Genomic DNA, 18,050 nt, shown 5'->3' on the forward strand with positions numbered 1-18,050 from the left:
TGCAAGACCGGCCTGCGTAAAATCGTCAATCTCCACGTTGAGGAATGGAATGTTGCGCTGCGATACTTTGCGACAATTTCCCTGTTTTGCGGCATACGCGTGCGACAAACACCTTCTATGTTTGGGATGCGTCAAGGAGACGCTATCGAAACTGAAGGAGAAACTCATGACCAAGATCTTCCTATCCACCGCTATCGCTGCTCTTCTGGCTTCGGCCACGTTCGCCGTCCCGGCACTTGCCGAGGGTGACTATTATGAAGGCGCCTCCAAGAGCGGCGCTTCGCAGCGTTCTGCCAATCCTCTGCGCGCCGACAGCACCAGGACCTTCGGTTATCCGAACCAGTCCGGCCAGTCGGTGTTCGGCGAGACCACCCGCGATGATCGTCGCCCGTTCGACAGCGGCGACTATTATGAGGGCGCCAACCGTCCGAACTAACAGCTCGCAGTTCATTCAAGGCACCGTCCGCGGCAAGGTCGCAAATATTGCCGCGGCGGCCCCTCTCCGGTCTGAACAGAATTCAGGCGGACGAGCGGGAACCAAAGTTATCAATTTCGCTGCAGTCCCACCCCCCGCCCTATCCCATCCCACGTCGGTCCTGCGGCACGTCATGGGAGCCGGGCTTGGGAACTTGCTACAGAATTCGATGGAAGGGCTTGCCGATGCAATGCTATAATTTTCAGGTCTAGAGGGCAGTTCATGCAGGCATCATCCCATATCGCAGTTGTCGACGATCATCAGGACATCCGGGATCTGGTCGGGAAATATCTCGGACAGCAAGGCTATCGCATCAGTTCCGCCGACAGCGGCGCCGCCCTGCGCAAGATCCTCGAGCGGAACGCTCTCGATCTGATCATTCTCGACATCATGATGCCCGGTGAAGACGGCCTCTCGGTCTGCAGACACATACGCAGCACGACGGATGTGCCCATCATATTCCTGACCGCCATGGCGGATGATACCGACCGCATCATAGGCCTGGAATTGGGAGCGGACGACTATGTCGTAAAGCCGTTTAATCCCAGGGAACTGCTCGCCCGCGTCCGCGCCGTCCTGCGCCGAGCAACCACCCTGCCAATGCAGCAGCGCGACAACATCAAGGCAAAAGTCATCAAGTTCGACCAATGGCGGCTTGATGTCGGCCGGCAAGAGCTGACCGACGAGGACGGCGTTGTCGTGTCCCTGAGCACCGTGGAATTCCGTCTGCTCAAAGCTTTTCTCGAACATCCCGGGTTCGTTCTCACGCGCGATCAACTCCTTGATCTGACCGCCGGCAAAGCCGCGGAGATCTTCGACCGCAGCATCGACCACCAGGTCAGCCGCTTGCGCAAGAAGATCGAGGCCGATCCCAAGAACCCGACAATCATCAAGACCCATTGGGGCGGCGGCTACAGTCTTTCCACCGATGTGGTGCTGCAATGATAAGGTTTTGGACCAGAAGTCTCGCGGCGCAGTTTATCGGTTTCATGCTCCTCGCACTCGCGAGTTCCCAGGCACTGTCGTTCCTGATCTCCTGGGACGAACGCGACAAGGCGCTCAAGGCAGTATCAAAAAGCGAGTTCTTCAGCCGCACGGCGACCATCACCAGGCTCATGGAGTCGATTCCGCTCAATCTGAGGCAGGACGCCCTCGCCGCCAGCGAAACCAGCTATGCCCGGTTCTGGCTGAGCGAGCAGGCTCCCAACGACGCCGATGCCTGGCGGGGACGTGCGGTCGAAGAGCTTGCACGTCCCCTGCCGAACCTCCCGAACTTTCCGCCAGAATGGCGCGTTCAGCCGGCAGCCATCGACAGGCCCGAGGAACGCAGGAGGATTGTCGCGAAAAACGCCGGCGAGGCCTGGGTCACGCCCGCCTCCGGTTTGTGGAACCTCTCACAGCCGGCGAAGTTCGCCTATATCGGCCAGTCGGACGGGTTTGGCCTTGCGGTCCAGCTTCAAGACGGACTGTGGCTGAACTCCGCCTATTACAAAGTCATTCCCAACAACTGGTGGACGTCACAGTCCCTCTTCACCTTGTCGATAACGGCCCTCATCCTCTCGGTCATAGGGGTTTTGACGGCAAACCGAATCGCAAGACCGCTTCGACGGCTTGCCGTTTCGGCGGAGGCTTTAGGCCGCGGAGAGTCGCTCCCGCCCCTGCCGGAGGAAGGGCCCGACGATATCCGGCGGACCGCAGAGGCATTCAACCGCATGCAGCAGAGTCTTCACCGCTTCGTGGAAGACCGGACCCGAATGCTGGCAGCAATCGGCCATGACCTGCGTACTCCGCTGACATCCCTTCGTTTGCGCGCCGAGTTTGTCGGGGATCCGGAACTCCAGCAGAAGATGCTGGTCACGATTGACGAGATCCAGGTCATGACCGAGGCGACCATCGCTTTCGCAAAGGGCGAGGCGACGGTCGAGGAAACAAAAACGGTCAATCTCAATGCGCTGGTGGAGAGCCTGTGTGCCGATCTGGAAGAAATGGGCCAGCGGGTTGAGTATGTCGAAAGCAGGAAGATAACCTACAGGTGCCGCCCCGACGGGCTACGCCGCGCTGTCCGCAACCTCATCGAAAACGCGATCCGCTATGGCGGGCAAGCGAGAGTCTTCGTGCGCCAATCGCCATCGGCGACTGAAATCATCGTGGAGGATCCCGGTCCCGGCATCCCTGAGGCGATGCGCGAGAAGGTCTTCTCTCCCTTCTTCCGCCTGGAGAAGTCTCGCAACCGTGAAACCGGCGGTGTCGGTCTGGGCTTGTCAATTGCAAGAGCGATCGTTCGCCACCATGGCGGAGATATCGTTCTTGCCTCGAACAATCCGGGCTTGAGAGCCTCGATCTCTCTTCCCGTCATAGAGCGACCGGAACTGTCACAAGCGGCTCGACGTCCGCGAGAAAAAATCGCCGCCCAATGGACGCTCTAGTTTCCGCCAGCGGCGAATAACCATATCGACGATCGCGACCAGTTGCTCGCGCCCGACGGTTTCCCGCAACCCTCGTCGAGGAGAACTTCCCGCCGTCACCGGCGGAAAGTCAAAAGCCGAACGATCAGGCGCTGGTGAAGAGTTCGCCTGTATAGAACTGTGCCGGTGGCAGCGGCTCCTTGATGGTGCCGAACTCCTGGAACATCTTGTTGAATTCCGTCAGCCATTTGTTGACGGTGCCGTCTTTCGTGAAGGCGTCCAGTTCCTTGCTCGTCAGCATCTTGCGGCTGCGCGCCACCTTCTCGGTCACCTCCACCGGAGCATTGAGGAATGCGGTGGTGATCTGGATGGATCGATCGAGATTTGCGACGCGATAGTCCATTGCCTTCTTCATGACACGCAGGAATTTCCGCACGAGATCCGGGTTCTGCTGGACGATCTCGTTGCGGGCGACGAAGGTGTTGATGAACGAGGTCTGCGGGTAGAAATCCTGGTTCGAAGCCAGTTCCTTCATATCCGGCACGCGCGGCTTGATCGTATCGATCAGCGGATACCAGATGCCGGCGCCGTCGATTTGCTTGGAAGTGAAAGCGGCAACCACCGTGGACGGATCCATGGGCACGACCTGAATGTCGCTTATGCTCATGCCGGCCTTGGTCAGCGCCATCCGGAGTATCATGTCACCGGACGTGCCCTGCGGGACGCCGACCTTCCTGGTCTTCAGATCCGCGATCGAGGCAATCCCGCCCTGGACGATGACGCGGTCGGAGAAGCCGATATCGTTGACGCCGATCACCTTGGCCCGACCGCTGGCGGGCAGCCAGAGCGCGCCGGGCCCGATCGTGCCAAAATTCAGGCTGCCGGCGCCCATCGCCTGGATCTGGATCGGGCCGTTGGTGAAAACCTTGACGGACGGCGTGATGCCTTCCGCCTCCCAGAGTTTCTGGTCCTGCGCAATCGCCAGCACGCTGGCATTCGGAAAGTCGGCGATATATCCGATGCTCATGTCGGCAGATTGGGCTCTTGCCTTTCCTCCGATGGAAAAAACGCTCGCGGCAGCGAAGGCCGCCGTCGTCCTCACCAGGGTTCGTCTCGTCAGCATGTTCATCTCCTCCTTGTAACAGCCGATAGTGATTGCGGGGTTCAGGCCGCGGCCGGGTGATAGACGGACCGCCAGACCTCGTTGCGCAAAGCCGTGAATTCCGGCGAAAGGCGCATCTCCTCGGTGCGCGGATAGGGCAGATCGACCGGAATGATCCTGTGAAGCCGGCCGGGCCGGGCGGCCATGACGACGACGCGGCTTGCGAGATAGACCGCCTCGTCCACATCGTGGGTGATGAACATCACCGTACGCCGCTCCTTGCTCCAGGTGGCCAGCAACTGGCCCTGAAGCTGCACGCGGGTCAAAGCGTCCAGTGCGCCGAATGGCTCGTCCATGAGCAAGATCTTGGGATTGACGGCATAGGCCCGGGCAATGGCGCATCGTTGCTTCATGCCGCCGGACAGTGTCTTCGGAAGCGAATCGGCAAAATCGGAAAGGCCGACGAGATCCACAAAGCGGTCTGCGATCCTGCGGCGGTCCGCCTTGGGGTATCTGGCAATCTTCAACCCGAACTCGACGTTCTCGCGGACCGTCAGCCAGGGGAAAAGCGCATATTGCTGGAAGATCACGCCGCGCTCGGGACCTGGTCCCTTGACCGGCACGCTGTCGACCAGAACCTGCCCTGAAGATGGATCTGTGAGGCCTGCGGCAATGTTCATGGCCGTAGACTTGCCGCAGCCGGACGGCCCGACCACCGTGATGAACTCTCCGTCTTCGATGTCCAGGTTGAGACCTTGGAGCGCGTTGAAGGATGTCTGCCCGGCGATGATGAACGTCTTGGTGACGTTCTGGAACGAGATCTTGATGCTCATAGCTTTTCCTGCCATGCGGTCAGAACGCCATCGAATGCGATGACGATGCGGTCCATGATGAGGCCAAGCACGCCGATCGCGATGAGACTGACGAAGATTGTCGGAAGATCGTAATAGAGCTGCGCCTGCTGCATGCGGAAACCGAGGCCGGACTGCGCAGCAATCAGCTCCGCCGCAACGACGGTCGCCCATGACGAACCGAGGCCGACGCGGACGCCGACCATGATATAGGGCAGCGATGCCGGGACGATGACCCGCCGGAAGATGGTGAAGTCGTTGGCACCGAGCACACGGGCGGCATTGATCAGCGTCTTGTCGACGTTGATGACACCTTGATATGTCGCGACAACGCTCGACAGGAAAGACGCCAGGAAAATGACGAAGATCTTGGGCGTTTCGTCAATACCCATGGTAACGATCGCCAGGGGGATGATGGCAAGCGGCGGGATCGTCCGAAAGAACTGGACATAGGGTTCGATGATGCCGCGGGCGATGCGGTACCAGCCCATCAGGAAACCGACCGGGATTGCCACCGCAATGCCGAACGCAAAACCGGTAAAGACGCGTCCGAGGCTGGCCAGGGCGTCGGACCACAGGAGGCCGCTCTTTGCCTGGATCACCGCTTGCGTTGCCACGGCAAGTGGTGTCGGCAGGCCGACGATGCCTTGCGCCGTTACGGTGGCCCAGACCAGAACACCGAAGATGACTGCGGCGAAATTGATCGCCAGCATGCCCATCGGGTGCGACAGCAAAGAGCGCCGCGGAGCTCGTTCGGGCTTTTCCTCAACCGTTGAGATTGACAAGGTCATGCCTCCCTCGCGAAAACTTGCCGGTCCTGCTGATATCGGTGGTTCATCGCGTCCCCACCGTGATGTCGCGCGTCTTGAAATTCGATTCAATCAACCAGTCGCGCATCACATCCAAAAGTTCGCGCTTCTGCTCGACACAGCCTGGATCGTCCCAGAGGTTCTTCACCTCCTTCGGATCGTTTTCGAGGTCGAAGAGCTGCCCGTCGCTTGAGCCCTTGAAGTGAACGAGTTTCCACCGGTCGCTTCTGACGCAGGTCATGAACTCGACACCGCCTGCCATCGCTACGTCGCCGATCTGCTCGCAGAACACATGAGAGCGCGGCTTCCAGTCCTCGCCCTCCAGCGCCGGCTTCAGGCTTTGCGCTTCGAAGGATATCGGCGGGGTGATGCCGGCATATTCCAGGATCGTCGGGCCAAGGTCGAAGAGCTGGCATAGCCCATCGACGGTGCGACCGCCCTTAAACCGGTTCGCCGTCGACCAGATGATGGTCGGCACGCGGGTGACTATGTCGTACATCGACCATTTCTGAATCAGCCCGTGTTCGCCGAGGCATTCGCCATGGTCGGAGGTGAAGATAACGATCGCATCCTCCAGATAGCCGCGCGCTTCGAGCGCTTCGAGCAATTCACCGACCTTTTCATCGATCAGTGTGACATTGCCGAGATAATGCGCCCACAGCCGCTGCATCTGGTCTTCTCTCGGATCAAGGCTCCAGACGACGGAGTCATGGTCAACCTCGACGTCGTGCCGGCGTTTTTCCTTCAGCTCCTGGTGAAGCGAATCCAGCTCTTCCCTGGTCGGCTTCGGCAGCGGCAGGTCGTTACGCTTGAGATAGGGCTCTACATAGCGCGCAGGCGGATCGAACGGCGGATGGGGACCCGGAAAACCGACCTGAAGGAACAGCGGCTCGGTCGGCGGATAGGTCTTGACCCACCACTTCGCCATATTGCCGACAAAGGCATCGGAATGCAGCGCCTCGGGCAGTTCCCATTCAAAGCAGCCCAACCGGTCGCGGTAATCCTCGAGCTCGCGGTAAACCTCGCGCTGCTGCTTGACGAGGCCGTTGGCCGCAAGCGCCTTGTCCCATTCGTCGAAATACCAGCGGCCTTCCATGTAGCGGTCCTTGTTTTCCACGACATAGCGCTCATGGAAACCGGAATCCGAATTGTATGGAATCGTATGCATCTTGCCGACGTTGACGCAACGATAGCCCGCATCGCGGAGCTGCTCGACCCAGGTATGCTGCCATTCCTGGCCGTTCGCCAGAACACCCGTCGTGTGCGGATAATAACCGGTGAACAGGCTCGCACGAGAGGGGACGCAGCTCGGCGCTGTGATGTGGCAATTGGTGAGCGCCACGCCCTTCTCGACAAGCGCGTCGATATTCGGCGTCACGGCATAGGGGTATCCGAGCGCAGCGATCGAGTCGTAGCGCTGCTGGTCTGTCATAATCAGAATGATGTTTGGCTTTTCAGCCATATGCCCTGCTCCTCCACGTCGGCGATTGTCACCGTGCCGTCGTTTTCCATCCAAAGAAAGCGCCGGCATCCGGTCTTTCGCTTGCCTCTCCTTCAAAACGATGGCATAAAGTTATCGTTAACGCAACGCTCACTCACGGGATTTCTTAAAGCCGAATGACAGTTGACCTTTCCCAGGGTGCGGGGCGCACCGTCCCGACCCTTGCTTCGATCGCCGAGCGTGTGGGCGTTTCGGTCAACACGGTCTCGCGCGCGCTGCGCGCTCCGAACACGGTCCGCGTCGAACTACGCCGCCGGATCAATGCCGCCATGGAAGAGCTGAACTACGTGCCGAACCGGCTTGCCGGCGGACTTTCCGGGACGCGATCGGATATTGTCGGGGTCGTGGTAACCTCGCTCTACTATTCGGAATTCGCCAATATCATCGACTCGCTGCAATTGGCTTTGCTGGAGCACGACTTGCAGGTCATGCTCGCCAATACCAGGTACAATGCCGACCAGGAGCTGCGGCTCGTCCGGTCCATCCTGAGCTGGCGACCGGCTGCGGTTGCCATCATTGGCGTCGATCATCCCCCGAAAGTCGTCGAGCTTCTCAAGGCAGCCGACATCCCGATTGTCGAGATGTGGGACACGGGCGGAGACGTGATCGATACTGCTGTCGGTTTCGACCACGCAAGCGTCGGGGCGGCCCAGGCCAACCATCTGATAGCTCAAGGATATAGGCGCTTGGCCTTCGTCGGCAGTGTCCGCGAAAACGATAAACGCGCCCAGAAGCGCCTGAGCGGGCTGGAAGCCGCAGCAACCAAGGCCTCGCTCCCCGACGTCGTCAAGCATACGGCGCAGCAGGGCGGCAATCCGGAACTCGGAGAGCGGCTCGCGACCGAGCTTCTGCAAAGCCATCCGGAGATCGATGCGATCGCCTGCAACAGCGATGTGGTTGCGTTCGGCGTGCTGCGCGCGCTCAGGAAACTCGGCCGGCGCGTACCCGAAGACATCGGTGTCATCGCATTCGGCGACAACGAGGCGGCGAGCTGCGTCAGCCCTTCGCTGACGACAGTTCGCCCCGACCGCGAGCGCATCGGCAAACTGACGGCCGAGGCGATCGTCTCGCGCATCAATGACGTCACGCCTTATACGACACTTGTGGAATGGGAACTTATTGCCCGGGAAAGCACGTCTCGTATGCCCCCGCCATCGCCGTCTTGATGCAGCACCCAGCGGCGCAAGCGGAGTTACGGATCAATCCCGCCAGCGCCGCCCAAGAGCTGGGGAACACCAGATCCTGCATCTGCAACGGTCTCGTGCGGGACTAAGCGGACCGCCGTGACGGAGAAGCAATTTTACCGGGTATTCCCGCGGTTTGCGAAGAAGCCGCCGCTCGCGTCAGTTTCCAGCCGCGGCCTTGGTGAAGGGGTACCGGATCGACTATTCCTTCTCGCGGAAGGGAGATGATCGTCTGCATTCCCCTTTCACCGCAGAGGAAAGAAATGTCGCCGCCATGTTGCCGCACGATGGCGCGGGCGATCGACAGCCCCAGGCCGATACCGCCGGTATCCTTGTTCCGCGATGCTTCAAGACGGAAGAACGGAGCAAAAACCTTTTCCCTCATGGCCTCGGGTATCCCCGGTCCGCGGTCCTCGACAACGATATCGACTGTCGTTGCCGTGTGCCGGATGAAGACCTTGGCCTCGCTGCCATATCGGACGGCATTCTCCACGACGTTTCGGACCGCACGGCGGAGCCCATCCGGCCGGCAGCGATAAGGCGTCTGTTCCGCCTCCAGGTAATTGACCGGATGCCCAAGGTCCGACTGGTCGTCACAGATACTGCCGATAAGAGCATCGAGTTCGATGTTACGGGTTTCTTCTACAGTCGATTCCCCACGGGCAAACGCAATGGCGGCTTCCGTCATCGCCTGGATTTCGTCAATGGTAGACAGCATCTTCTGTTGTGTTTCCTGATCCTTGACGAATTCTGCTCTCAAACGAAGCGAGGTCAGCGGCGTTCGCAAATCGTGGCCGATCGCCGCAAGCATTTTGGTCCGGTCTTCGACAAACCGGTGGAGGCGGCTTTGCATCCTGTTGAAGGCTTCCGCCGTGCGCCGGATCTCTCCCGGCCCTCCCTCGGGAATAGGCGGAAGGTTTTCTCCCCGCCCGAGTGCTTCTGCCGACCGCGCGAGATTGCGCAAGGGGCGGGAAATGCGGCTTGCAATGAAGACCCCGATCAACGCCAGGATCAGCGCTGTCAATCCGACCGAGGTCAGGGACTTGGAATTCCACCATCGGCCGGTGTTTTCCTGGTACGAAGCAAAGTTCAGCCAGCGTCCGTCGCTAAGCTGGACCGCAAGGCCAAACCCTCTGCGCCGGTCGAAATAGGTGAATTTCGCGGGCTGCGGCAGGTTCCACAGGATCGGTGGCGGGCTCGCCCATTCCTCGTCTGTATTTTCACGCGCGACTTCCCTCGGATCGGGCAATTGCGGCTTGGAGGGAGCCGTCCAGTCGACCTGCTTTGAAAGATCGATGAAGTTTTCGAGTTGGCGGGAAAGCTGACCCACCGCCTGCAGGCGCCAGGCGCTGGCTTTCTCGGGTTCCTGATCTGTCAGCCAGATTTTCGAGTAGTTGGTTTCGCTGGCGTAAAGCGCCTGCGCGCGGATCTGCGGGGGTATCAACTCGACCAACCGGGTTATGGAGGCGCCCCGGCTGAAGAATTCGCTTTTCGCCGCGGCTCTCAACGCCATCGTGCGTTCGTCCCACGAGATCAGAAAAGCCAGCGCTTGCGAGATGATCAGGGCGGCAAGCATCAGCCCTATGAACTGCGCCGCGAGGCTTTTTTTCCAGAGCTTGATCATTCGAATGCCACCTCGACCGACAGGCTGTACCCGCCGCCCCAATGGGTTTTGATGATTGAAGGGTTTTTGGGATTTTCCTCGATCTTCTTGCGCAGGCGGCTCACCTGATTGTCGATGCTGCGATCGAAGATATCGGCACTTCTTCCGGTGGTGAGGTCCAAAAGCTGTTCGCGGCTCAAGATCATGCCCGGCCGTTCGATGAAGACCTTCAGCAGGCGAAACTCTGCCGTGCTCAAAGGTATGCCGACGCCGTCTTCCCCGGAAATTTCCTGACGACCCATATCGACCCGCCATCCCGCGATGCGCAGTTTTTTGGACTGCCGTGCTGCCGCCGGGGTCGCGGGATTGGCAGCCCGGCGCAGGACAGCCCGAACACGCGCCAGCAGTTCGCGGAAATTAAACGGTTTCACGAGGTAATCGTCCGCCCCCAGTTCGAGGCCGAGGATCCGGTCGGTATCTTCGGCCATCGCAGTCAGGAATATGATGGGAATGTCTAGCGTGGCGCGAACCTGCCGACAGACCGACAGCCCATCTTCACCCGGCATCATGATGTCGAGAATAATGAGATCGACGGCATGATGTTCGAGCACCCGCCGCAGCACAGAGCCGCTCTCGGCGACGCTGACCTTGTAGCCTTGTTGCTCGAGATATTGTCGAACGAGATCCCGGATATCGCTGTGATCGTCGACGACCACGACATGCGCCAAGTCATGCATTTTGCGTAACCTCTGTTCAGCATTCTATATAAGAATATCCCCCTATCCCGCACCAAGAAAAGTGTATCAAAGTTTCGCAAGCCTGCTGTCCGGCCGCCACGTTCCCTTGACCTTCCGATGACCTTACGGGACGTTCCGGAATGATTTCGTCCGCCCCTTTTCGGTCTTTATCGTTCTTTTAGGCAGTCATGCGCGGCTTCGCGGATCGGAGAACGTTGCAGAGGCGCAAGACCAACGACCCGATTTTGCGACATCTTGCGACAAATTTCCTGCCTGACGGCACAGTTGTGCGACAGGCGTAAAGTATCGATCGGCAGACCAGCTGAAAGGGCGAGTGTTTGTTCTGACGCGCCCCGACGCATTGCTTCCCAAACTGAACAGAGAGCAAACATGGCAGTCCCACACCGAGAGAATACCGAACGTCCGGGCGCTGCGCGCCAAAACACCGCAGGTGAAGGCATGCAGCGGCTGGCCGTTGTTGCGATTGTCGGACTTCTCCTACAGCCGGGCAGCGCGCTGGCGCAGAGTCCCGAGGCCGGTGAGCGCGTTTTCGTGCAATGTCGGGCCTGTCACCAGGTCGGGGAGACCGCGCGCAATGTTACGGGCCCTCACCTCAACGGGCTTTTCGGCCGCACCAGCGGCAGTGTGGAGGGCTACGCCTATACGGCGGCAAACAAAAATGCCGGCATCGCCTGGACCGATGCAAGCTTTCGTGAGTTTGTAACCAACCCAAGGGCAAAGATCCCGGGCACCAAAATGATCTATGCGGGGATCAAGAATCCCGACCAGATCACCGACCTGATCGCCTATCTCAAGCAATTCGACCCATCTGGCAAAAGACAGTAGCCGTTGTCGGGGCGGCGCGTCGTTGCCTCGACGCGAGGTGAACACGCGTCGTTTGGTACAGCTACGGCCTGATAGCGGGCGTCTCGACCGCCATACCTCTCGCCCGAGACATCAGAAACAACTCGAGCGCGATATATTCCTCCGCGCCATAGGCGTAAGGCTCTGCGCGGACCCCGATAAGGCAGCCTCGCAGCCGCCGCTGCAACGATCCGATACCCTGCCACTCCAATCTATAGAGCGGATAACCGGTCGGATGCCCCTGGGGGATGAGCGAGCCGGCCAGGCGCTGCCCCGCATGATCCTCATGACAGTTGGCGCAGGAGAAATTAAGCTGTCCCTGCCGCATGTTGTAGAGTGCTTCGCCTTGCCTGCGGAACGGCTCGAGCCGCGCGTCGTCCGGCGGCGCGATCGACATACCCCGCGACTGCTTGCCGACATAGGCCGAGAGTGCGAGCAATTCCGGCCCCTCAAGCGGAAACGGCGGTGCGTTCTGACGGGTCTCGCGGCAGAGATTGATCTGTCCCTGCAGATCGACCGGCCCATTCCACGCCGTGCTGAAGGATGGATAGCGTGCGGCGGCGCCTCTCATGCTGACCTCGGCGTTCTGGTGGCAATCGGCGCAAGACGTTTTCCGGCTGCCGACTTTCGCCCTCCATAATTCCTCGCCCTCCAATACGGCAAACATGCCGGGATTGGCCGTATCGTCGCGCTGCATTGCCTGCGATTCTCGGCTCATGTCTTCAAACCCCGACCGCCGGGGGTCTCGTGTCTGGGCGGCGGCAATGACGGTTGAAACCGCCACCGCGCAGAACAGCATCGAGGTGAAGGCGACGGAGGGCATCATTCGACGATGAAATCTGCGGTTTCTGTTTGCGACCTGCCGCGGTCGTCGATCCACGAGAAGGTCATGGTGCCACCCTCTTCTGCCTTGATCGTGAACGCGATGAACGGGTTTGCGGCAATTGCCGGGAATAGATCGGCGCGAAAAACTTCGATACCATTCAGCTTACAGACGAAATTCCGAATGATGTCGCGGGGGAACGACGTGCCATCGCCTTTCGGGCGATAGCCGGTTTCCATCGGATGCTGGATCAACGTCCGGATCTCGACGATCTCGCCCCGCTTCGCCTTTGGCAGATTGATCAAGACGCGCGCCATGTCAGTTCTCCGCGCATGCCGGAAGGGTGACGATCAACTCCACCGAACCGGACCAAAAACTGCCGTCGCTCATCTGAGCAATCGCCGTGATGTTCTGGGAATCGCCGAGGCGGATGCGTGTCGATACAAACGCGCGGCCGGATCGAGGACCCAGATGAAATACGCCGATGTTCGGCTGCGGGTTCTTTTCGTTGAAGACCGCAATCGTCTTGACGAAGTCACCTTCTGTCATCGGGCTTGCGACGGTGATCGCGAGCGGCACGGAATTGCCATTCTCAACGAGCGGCGGAATGTCCAGCTTCACACGACCGGCCCTGACCGCGGCACCTCCGATGAAGTCGCGGATGGCATCCTGCATTGCCTCCGGCGTGGCACGCGCCGGCCGCGCCGCCATCAGTGCTAGCCAGCCGAAAAGTGCGGCGCGGCGAGAAAGCTTTGGTTGGAACGATCTCTCTGTCATGGCGTATCCGTCAACGTCAGCAGGAAGGCCACGACGTCCTCGACTTCCTCAGCCGACAACACGGGCTTGCCCTGCCAGCTGCCTCCGACGCGTGTCAGACCATCGAGACGATAATAAGCCGGCATGACCGTCGACGGGTCCAGTTTGCGGCTGTCGACCAGACGCAATCGCAACTGCCCCTCATCCCACCGGCTGCCGGCGCCGCGAAGATCCGGCGCGAGATTGCCCTGAAACCGCTGTTCGGGGAACGGTCCGGTATGGCACAGAAGGCAAAGCCCCTTCTGGCGGTCGGTGACGACGGCGCGGCCCCGCGCCGCGTCGCCGGCCTGCCCGGTCAGCGATTGCGGAATGGCGTCGCCGACCACAGCAAAAGCGCGCAATTGTGCGATCGCCGGTGGGGCGACGGATAAAGCAGCAATGAGAAACAGCCATCTAACCAAAGACTTCGTCCGTGATGGTGCGGAACCAGGCATCGGCGTGCGAGGCTTCCAGCGAGCGGAAGGCGGCTGAACTATCGGCCGGGCTGACACCGCCTGCCCCTTCCACGTCCGTCAGCACGCCGTTGACGGGCCGATAGACGCCCGCGACCGTGATGCCGTAATCGGGCGCAACGAGGCTGTAGCAGGTGTTGATCAATTTCGGCGTCTGCGGTGCCTGGCCACCGAGCAGACTTGCGATCGCCACGGCGCAGACTTTCGCTTGCGCATTCGCCGCGAACGCCGATTTCGGCATGCCGCCGGCGATGCAGGCGTCGCCGATGATATGAATGCCCGCCTGCTGTCGCGACTCGAAGGTGACCGGATCGATCGGACACCAACCGCTGCGGTCGGTGGCACCGGCAAGCGCGGCAATCTCGCCGGCGCGCTGCGGCGGAATGACATTGGCGACGTCGGCCTTGTGGCGGCCGAACTCGGTGACGAGTACCCTTTGCCCGCCATCGACCTCGATGACCTTGCCGCCCGACGACATCGAGACCCATTCGAGGTTCGGATAAAGCGCCTTCCACGCCGCCTGAAACAGTCCCTGCTTCGAGAATGTGTCCTTGGCGTCGAGGATGATGAGCTTTGCGCGCGGCTTTTGGGTTTTGAGATAATACGCGATCAGGCTCGCCCGCTCATACGGTCCCGGCGGGCACCGATAGGGATTTGCCGGAACTGAGATTATCACGGTACCGCCATCCGGCATCGCTTCCAGCTGGCTGCGCATCAGCGAGGTCTGCTCCCCGGCTTTCCACGCGTGCGGCATGATCTGAGCGACGTCTTCCGTATAGCCCGGCAATGCGTCGAAGCGCAGGTCGATGCCCGGCGCGAGCACGAGGCGGTCGTACCCGAGTATTGTACCATCCGATAACGAGACGCGCTTCTGCTGCCCGTCAATCTTTGTCGCACGCTGCGCGACAACCGTCAGCCCGTCCTTCTTGAGTGCGTCATAGGTGAACTGCTGCCGCGACAGCGGCCGCCAGCCGGCAAGTACTCCGTTGCTGAACGGGCATGCCGTGTAGGTGGCCGATGGCTCCACGAGTGTCACGCTGAAACCGCCGCGCTTGAGCGCGCGTGCGCAGGTAGCCCCAGCAAAACCGCCGCCGATTACCACGACGCGGCCAGCCGACTGCGCAATCGCAGGCCGTACCAGTGCCGCGGCTGCGCCGAGAGCCGCACCAGCCTGAAGCACTGCGCGACGACTGAAGGACGCTCCGGTCATTCGTCTCCCCTTGCCAGCCATTCCGCGATGGCCCGCATCTCGCCATCGCTAAAGCCCTTTGCGATACGACCCATCACCGTTGCCTCGCGTTGACCATTGCCGAAGGCTTGCAGAGCACCAAGGATGTCGGGGCCGGAAAGGCCCTGCAGCGAACCGATCGAATGGCCGACTGCTGACGGTGCATGGCAACCCGAGCAGGATGACGCGCCCGGCGGTGGAGCAGCCGGACTAACCGCCAGCTGCCCCATCGCGGGAGATGACGCCATTAGAAGACCGATCGAGATCCAAACTTCCCTCATGCGCCGCACCCGCTTCATCGATGCCACTCACTTTGCGACGGTTGGTGTGCCTACGCCTTCTTCAGCCTGGTTTTCGACAGCGGAACCTGCCGCACCCTTATCCCGGTTGCAGCAAAAATGGCGTTCAGCACCGCCGGTGCCGCGACGAAAATCGTCGGCTCGCCCACACCGCCCCAAAAGCCGCCGGACGGCATGATGATCGTCTCGACGTCGAACATCTCGTCCATGCGCAGCATCTGGTAGGTGTCGAAATTCTCCTGCTCGACCCGGCCGTTGGCGACGGTGATCTCGCCATAAAGCGCTGCGGTAAGGCCGTAGACGAATGAACCTTCGACCTGCGCAGCGATCTGCTGCGGATTGACGGCATGGCCGCAATCCGTCGCTGCGACGATGCGATGGATCTTCAAGATGCCGGCATCGCTTACCGAAACTTCGGCGCAGGCCGCGACGTAGCTGCCAAAGCCCATCTGCTGTGCGATGCCGCGGTAGACACCGGCAGGCGCGGGCGTGCCCCATCCTACCTTCTCTGCGACAGCGTCGAGCACCGCCCGATGTTTCGGATGGTTCGCCATCAACTTGCGGCGGAACTCCAGCGGATCCTGTTTCGACGAATGCGCGAGTTCATCCAGGAAGCATTCCAGATAGATGGCGTTCTGGTTATTGTTGACGCCGCGCCAGAAGCCTGCGGGTACGTGCGGATTGCGCATCGCGTGCTCGATCAGCAGGTTCGGAACGGTATAACCCAACTGGCTTTCCGGCCCTTGGGGGTTGAGACCCTGGAATGTCGCCGCATCGCGACCATTTTGCAGACGGTCAGGATTGAGGGTTGCGAGGATGGATTGGCCGGAAATCCTCATGTGCAACGCGCTCAGATTGTCCTGGTCGTCAAATCCTGCGACCAGGCGGCACTGCGTGGCGGGATGATACCAGCCATGGGTCATGTCTTCTTCACGCGACCAGATCGTCTTGATCGGCGTGCCCGGCATCTCCTTCGCGATCAACACGGCGTAGCGCACGAAATCGTGGCTCGACGAGCGCCGGCCAAATCCGCCGCCCAGATGCAGCCGGTAGACCTCGTTCTTGTCGATCGGCAGGCCGGAAACCTCCGCGGCGGTTGCGAGAGCTGCCTCGGCGTTCTGGGTGGCCGTCCAGACCTCGCATTTCTCAGCCGTCCAAAGCGCCGTCGCGTTCATCGGCTCCATTGTGACGTGGTGCTGGTGCGGTACGGCATAGACGGCCTCGACGGTCCGCCTGGCGCTCCCGAGAGCCGCCGGCACATCGCCGTTCTTGCTGCCAAGAATGGCTTCACGGGCCGTCAGTCCTTCTTGCTGTGCCGCAAGAATATCCGCCTGCTGCACGTTGGCGTTCGGGCCTTCATCCCATTCGATCGGCAGGGCGTCGAGTGCGGTCTTGGCGCGCCACCAGGTGTCGGCGATCACAGCGACGCCCGTATCGCCAAGCCTTACGGCTTTCTTGAAGCCAGGCATCCTCTCGATTTGGGTGACATCGAAACTCTTGATCTTGCCGCCGAATACCGGACAGACCTTCAGCGCGGCATTCAGCATGCCCGGCAGCTTCATATCGATGCTGTAGACTTGACGGCCGTTCAATTTCTCCGCCGTGTCCAGACGCTTCAACGGCCGGCCGGCGATCGTCCAGGTTTTCGGATCTTTCAGCGTGATGCTGTCAGCCGCTGGCGGCGTCAATGAGGAAGCCGCCGCTGCAACCTTGCCATAACTGGTCGAGCGGCCCGTGCCCGCATGCGTGATGACGCCCTTGGCGACGGTGCATTCGCCGACCGGCACCTTCCATTCATTCGCCGCGGCCTGTATCAGCATCATGCGCGCCGCCGCGCCGCCCTTGCGCACATATTCGTTGGACTGGCGTATGCCCTGGCTGCCGGCAGTGCCGAAGTTCTGCCAGACCCTGCCGCGTCTGACATTCTCGCCAGGCGTCGGATACTCCCAGGTGACCTTGTCCCAGTCGCACTCAAGCTCTTCGGCAACGAGTTGCGCGAGACCTGTCAGCGTGCCCTGCCCCATTTCGACACGTGCGACGCGCACCACCACCGTGTCGTCGGGCTTGATAACCACCCAGGCATTGACCTCGGGTGTGACGGACTGGGCAGAAGCGTCACCGGCAAAGGGTACGTGAAAGCCGAGCGTGAGGCCCGCGGCGGCCGCAGCGCCGCTGGCAAGGAAGCCGCGGCGGGAAACAGTGATCGTGTTCATGGTGTCCTCCTCAGCCGGCCATCGTGTTGGATGCAAGCTCGATCGCGGCCTTGATCCGATTGTAGGTGCCGCAGCGGCAGATGTTGGTCATCTCGTCACGGATCTGCTGCTCGGTTGGCCGGGGATTGGCGCTCAGCAAGGCTGTCGCCGCCATGATCTGGCCGGACTGACAGTAGCCACATTGCGGCACGTCAAGTTCCAGCCAAGCCTTTTGAACAGGGTGCGTCAGGTCCGGCGAAAGGCCTTCAATGGTGACGATCTTCTGCTGCTCGGTCACGCTGGAGACCGGAATGGCGCAGGAACGCGTCGCAACGCCGTCGATATGAACCGTGCAGGCACCGCATTGCGCAATGCCGCAGCCGTATTTGGTACCGGTCAGCCCGACCTGTTCGCGGATGACCCATAGCAGCGGTGTGTCAGGCTCGACGTCAACGTCACGGATGATATCGTTTATAGAAAGCCGAGCCATGAAACCTCTCCCATGTTGAGTTGTCACCGGCGCCAGCACCTCATTGCGCCGGCACCATCGATCACATGGAAGACCTACCGGAGATTTGTCGCACAGATGTGCCGCGGGCGTCCGAATTTGTATAAAAGTGTATCGCTGCACGCGCTCCTGAAACGGCTGATGCGGCCATCAGACACGGTTGCTGAGCGTGCGATCTTGTCGATCAAGCCGCACCGGCAA

19 protein-coding genes are annotated in these 18,050 nt (G+C 60.6%); 5 read left to right on the forward strand and 14 right to left on the reverse strand.

Annotated elements, in window-relative coordinates:
- Positions 1–166: 166 nt before the first annotated feature.
- From C5L10_RS10300 to C5L10_RS10310, 3 genes are all read left to right on the forward strand, one after another.
- Positions 167–436, forward strand: a complete 270-nt coding sequence (locus C5L10_RS10300; RefSeq protein WP_105429580.1) for a hypothetical protein — start codon at positions 167–169, stop codon at positions 434–436.
- Between the two features lie 261 nt (positions 437–697).
- A complete protein-coding gene (locus C5L10_RS10305) occupies positions 698–1,420 on the forward strand; it encodes a response regulator (protein WP_105429581.1) in 723 nt (240 codons plus the stop codon).
- On the forward strand, positions 1,417–2,901 hold the full coding sequence (locus tag C5L10_RS10310) for an ATP-binding protein (RefSeq protein WP_105429582.1): 1,485 nt from the start codon (positions 1,417–1,419) through the stop codon (positions 2,899–2,901). Before C5L10_RS10305 ends, C5L10_RS10310 begins: the two co-directional genes overlap by 4 nt.
- 124 nt (positions 2,902–3,025) lie before the next feature.
- Here the strand turns inward: C5L10_RS10310 and C5L10_RS10315 are convergent, their stop codons facing one another.
- The 4 genes from C5L10_RS10315 to C5L10_RS10330 form a co-directional block, all read right to left on the reverse strand.
- Positions 3,026–4,003 carry an aliphatic sulfonate ABC transporter substrate-binding protein gene (locus tag C5L10_RS10315; RefSeq protein WP_105429734.1) on the reverse strand — a complete coding sequence of 326 codons (978 nt, stop codon included), beginning with the start codon at positions 4,001–4,003 and terminating at the stop codon, positions 3,026–3,028.
- Positions 4,004–4,044: 41 nt separating this feature from the next.
- Positions 4,045–4,815 carry an ABC transporter ATP-binding protein gene (locus C5L10_RS10320; RefSeq protein ID WP_105429583.1) on the reverse strand — a complete coding sequence of 257 codons (771 nt, stop codon included), beginning with the start codon at positions 4,813–4,815 and terminating at the stop codon, positions 4,045–4,047.
- Positions 4,812–5,552 carry an ABC transporter permease gene (locus tag C5L10_RS10325; RefSeq protein WP_205837041.1) on the reverse strand — a complete coding sequence of 247 codons (741 nt, stop codon included), beginning with the start codon at positions 5,550–5,552 and terminating at the stop codon, positions 4,812–4,814. Before C5L10_RS10325 ends, C5L10_RS10320 begins: the two co-directional genes overlap by 4 nt.
- 115 nt (positions 5,553–5,667) lie before the next feature.
- On the reverse strand, positions 5,668–7,104 hold the full coding sequence (locus C5L10_RS10330) for a sulfatase (protein WP_105429585.1): 1,437 nt from the start codon (positions 7,102–7,104) through the stop codon (positions 5,668–5,670).
- Between the two features lie 155 nt (positions 7,105–7,259).
- On the opposite strand from C5L10_RS10330, the gene C5L10_RS10335 reads away from it, so the two are divergent.
- Positions 7,260–8,309, forward strand: coding sequence for a LacI family DNA-binding transcriptional regulator (locus tag C5L10_RS10335; RefSeq protein WP_105429586.1), 1,050 nt, complete (start codon positions 7,260–7,262; stop codon positions 8,307–8,309).
- Between the two features lie 103 nt (positions 8,310–8,412).
- Here the strand turns inward: C5L10_RS10335 and C5L10_RS10340 are convergent, their stop codons facing one another.
- The gene (locus C5L10_RS10340) at positions 8,413–9,951 is read right to left on the reverse strand and encodes an ATP-binding protein (RefSeq protein WP_105429587.1); all 1,539 of its coding nucleotides are present in this window, start codon (positions 9,949–9,951) and stop codon (positions 8,413–8,415) included.
- A complete protein-coding gene (locus C5L10_RS10345) occupies positions 9,948–10,667 on the reverse strand; it encodes a response regulator (RefSeq protein WP_105429588.1) in 720 nt (239 codons plus the stop codon). The genes C5L10_RS10340 and C5L10_RS10345 overlap by 4 nt, the downstream gene beginning before the upstream one ends.
- 390 nt (positions 10,668–11,057) lie before the next feature.
- Between C5L10_RS10345 and C5L10_RS10350 the strand changes: the two genes are divergently transcribed.
- The gene (locus C5L10_RS10350) at positions 11,058–11,513 is read left to right on the forward strand and encodes a cytochrome c family protein (protein ID WP_371411931.1); all 456 of its coding nucleotides are present in this window, start codon (positions 11,058–11,060) and stop codon (positions 11,511–11,513) included.
- Between the two features lie 61 nt (positions 11,514–11,574).
- Here C5L10_RS10350 and soxA read toward each other — a convergent pair whose 3' ends face one another.
- The 8 genes from soxA to C5L10_RS10390 are packed head-to-tail and all read right to left on the reverse strand — an operon-like array spanning position 11,575 to position 17,831.
- On the reverse strand, positions 11,575–12,354 hold the full coding sequence (gene soxA / locus C5L10_RS10355; protein WP_371411933.1) for a sulfur oxidation c-type cytochrome SoxA: 780 nt from the start codon (positions 12,352–12,354) through the stop codon (positions 11,575–11,577).
- On the reverse strand, positions 12,354–12,671 hold the full coding sequence (gene soxZ / locus C5L10_RS10360) for a thiosulfate oxidation carrier complex protein SoxZ (RefSeq protein WP_105403287.1): 318 nt from the start codon (positions 12,669–12,671) through the stop codon (positions 12,354–12,356). The genes soxA and soxZ overlap by 1 nt, the downstream gene beginning before the upstream one ends.
- Position 12,672: 1 nt before the next feature.
- Positions 12,673–13,131 carry a SoxY-related AACIE arm protein gene (locus C5L10_RS10365; RefSeq protein ID WP_105429591.1) on the reverse strand — a complete coding sequence of 153 codons (459 nt, stop codon included), beginning with the start codon at positions 13,129–13,131 and terminating at the stop codon, positions 12,673–12,675.
- Positions 13,128–13,604 carry a sulfur oxidation c-type cytochrome SoxX gene (gene soxX / locus C5L10_RS10370; protein WP_105429592.1) on the reverse strand — a complete coding sequence of 159 codons (477 nt, stop codon included), beginning with the start codon at positions 13,602–13,604 and terminating at the stop codon, positions 13,128–13,130. The genes C5L10_RS10365 and soxX overlap by 4 nt, the downstream gene beginning before the upstream one ends.
- Complete coding sequence (locus C5L10_RS10375; RefSeq protein ID WP_105429593.1) at positions 13,564–14,832, reverse strand: NAD(P)/FAD-dependent oxidoreductase; 1,269 nt, start codon at positions 14,830–14,832, stop codon at positions 13,564–13,566. Before C5L10_RS10375 ends, soxX begins: the two co-directional genes overlap by 41 nt.
- On the reverse strand, positions 14,829–15,131 hold the full coding sequence (locus C5L10_RS10380) for a cytochrome C (protein WP_245447972.1): 303 nt from the start codon (positions 15,129–15,131) through the stop codon (positions 14,829–14,831). Before C5L10_RS10380 ends, C5L10_RS10375 begins: the two co-directional genes overlap by 4 nt.
- Positions 15,132–15,181: 50 nt before the next feature.
- Positions 15,182–17,362 (reverse strand): molybdopterin cofactor-binding domain-containing protein, encoded by a 2,181-nt coding sequence (locus tag C5L10_RS10385; protein WP_105429594.1) that lies wholly within the window; start codon positions 17,360–17,362, stop codon positions 15,182–15,184.
- A gap of 10 nt (positions 17,363–17,372) precedes the next feature.
- Positions 17,373–17,831, reverse strand: coding sequence for a (2Fe-2S)-binding protein (locus C5L10_RS10390; RefSeq protein ID WP_046637041.1), 459 nt, complete (start codon positions 17,829–17,831; stop codon positions 17,373–17,375).
- Between the last annotated feature and the right edge of the window lie 219 nt (positions 17,832–18,050).

The sequence above is a fragment of the Neorhizobium sp. T6_25 genome (genome assembly GCF_002968555.1).
Lineage (GTDB): Bacteria > Pseudomonadota > Alphaproteobacteria > Rhizobiales > Rhizobiaceae > Neorhizobium.

What these genes read in the sequence shown, in the direction of transcription:
- C5L10_RS10300 (WP_105429580.1), top strand. Translation starts at nt 167, where the DNA reads ATGACCAAGATCTTCCTATCCACCGCTATCGCTGCTCTTCTGGCTTCG.
- C5L10_RS10305 (WP_105429581.1), top strand. Translation starts at nt 698, where the DNA reads ATGCAGGCATCATCCCATATCGCAGTTGTCGACGATCATCAGGACATC.
- C5L10_RS10310 (WP_105429582.1), top strand. Translation starts at nt 1,417, where the DNA reads ATGATAAGGTTTTGGACCAGAAGTCTCGCGGCGCAGTTTATCGGTTTC.
- C5L10_RS10315 (WP_105429734.1), bottom strand. Translation starts at nt 4,003, where the DNA reads ATGCTGACGAGACGAACCCTGGTGAGGACGACGGCGGCCTTCGCTGCC.
- C5L10_RS10320 (WP_105429583.1), bottom strand. Translation starts at nt 4,815, where the DNA reads ATGAGCATCAAGATCTCGTTCCAGAACGTCACCAAGACGTTCATCATC.
- C5L10_RS10325 (WP_205837041.1), bottom strand. Translation starts at nt 5,552, where the DNA reads ATGGGCATGCTGGCGATCAATTTCGCCGCAGTCATCTTCGGTGTTCTG.
- C5L10_RS10330 (WP_105429585.1), bottom strand. Translation starts at nt 7,104, where the DNA reads ATGGCTGAAAAGCCAAACATCATTCTGATTATGACAGACCAGCAGCGC.
- C5L10_RS10335 (WP_105429586.1), top strand. Translation starts at nt 7,260, where the DNA reads ATGACAGTTGACCTTTCCCAGGGTGCGGGGCGCACCGTCCCGACCCTT.
- C5L10_RS10340 (WP_105429587.1), bottom strand. Translation starts at nt 9,951, where the DNA reads ATGATCAAGCTCTGGAAAAAAAGCCTCGCGGCGCAGTTCATAGGGCTG.
- C5L10_RS10345 (WP_105429588.1), bottom strand. Translation starts at nt 10,667, where the DNA reads ATGCATGACTTGGCGCATGTCGTGGTCGTCGACGATCACAGCGATATC.
- C5L10_RS10350 (WP_371411931.1), top strand. Translation starts at nt 11,058, where the DNA reads ATGGCAGTCCCACACCGAGAGAATACCGAACGTCCGGGCGCTGCGCGC.
- soxA (WP_371411933.1), bottom strand. Translation starts at nt 12,354, where the DNA reads ATGCCCTCCGTCGCCTTCACCTCGATGCTGTTCTGCGCGGTGGCGGTT.
- soxZ (WP_105403287.1), bottom strand. Translation starts at nt 12,671, where the DNA reads ATGGCGCGCGTCTTGATCAATCTGCCAAAGGCGAAGCGGGGCGAGATC.
- C5L10_RS10365 (WP_105429591.1), bottom strand. Translation starts at nt 13,131, where the DNA reads ATGACAGAGAGATCGTTCCAACCAAAGCTTTCTCGCCGCGCCGCACTT.
- soxX (WP_105429592.1), bottom strand. Translation starts at nt 13,604, where the DNA reads ATGCCTGGTTCCGCACCATCACGGACGAAGTCTTTGGTTAGATGGCTG.
- C5L10_RS10375 (WP_105429593.1), bottom strand. Translation starts at nt 14,832, where the DNA reads ATGACCGGAGCGTCCTTCAGTCGTCGCGCAGTGCTTCAGGCTGGTGCG.
- C5L10_RS10380 (WP_245447972.1), bottom strand. Translation starts at nt 15,131, where the DNA reads ATGAGGGAAGTTTGGATCTCGATCGGTCTTCTAATGGCGTCATCTCCC.
- C5L10_RS10385 (WP_105429594.1), bottom strand. Translation starts at nt 17,362, where the DNA reads ATGAACACGATCACTGTTTCCCGCCGCGGCTTCCTTGCCAGCGGCGCT.
- C5L10_RS10390 (WP_046637041.1), bottom strand. Translation starts at nt 17,831, where the DNA reads ATGGCTCGGCTTTCTATAAACGATATCATCCGTGACGTTGACGTCGAG.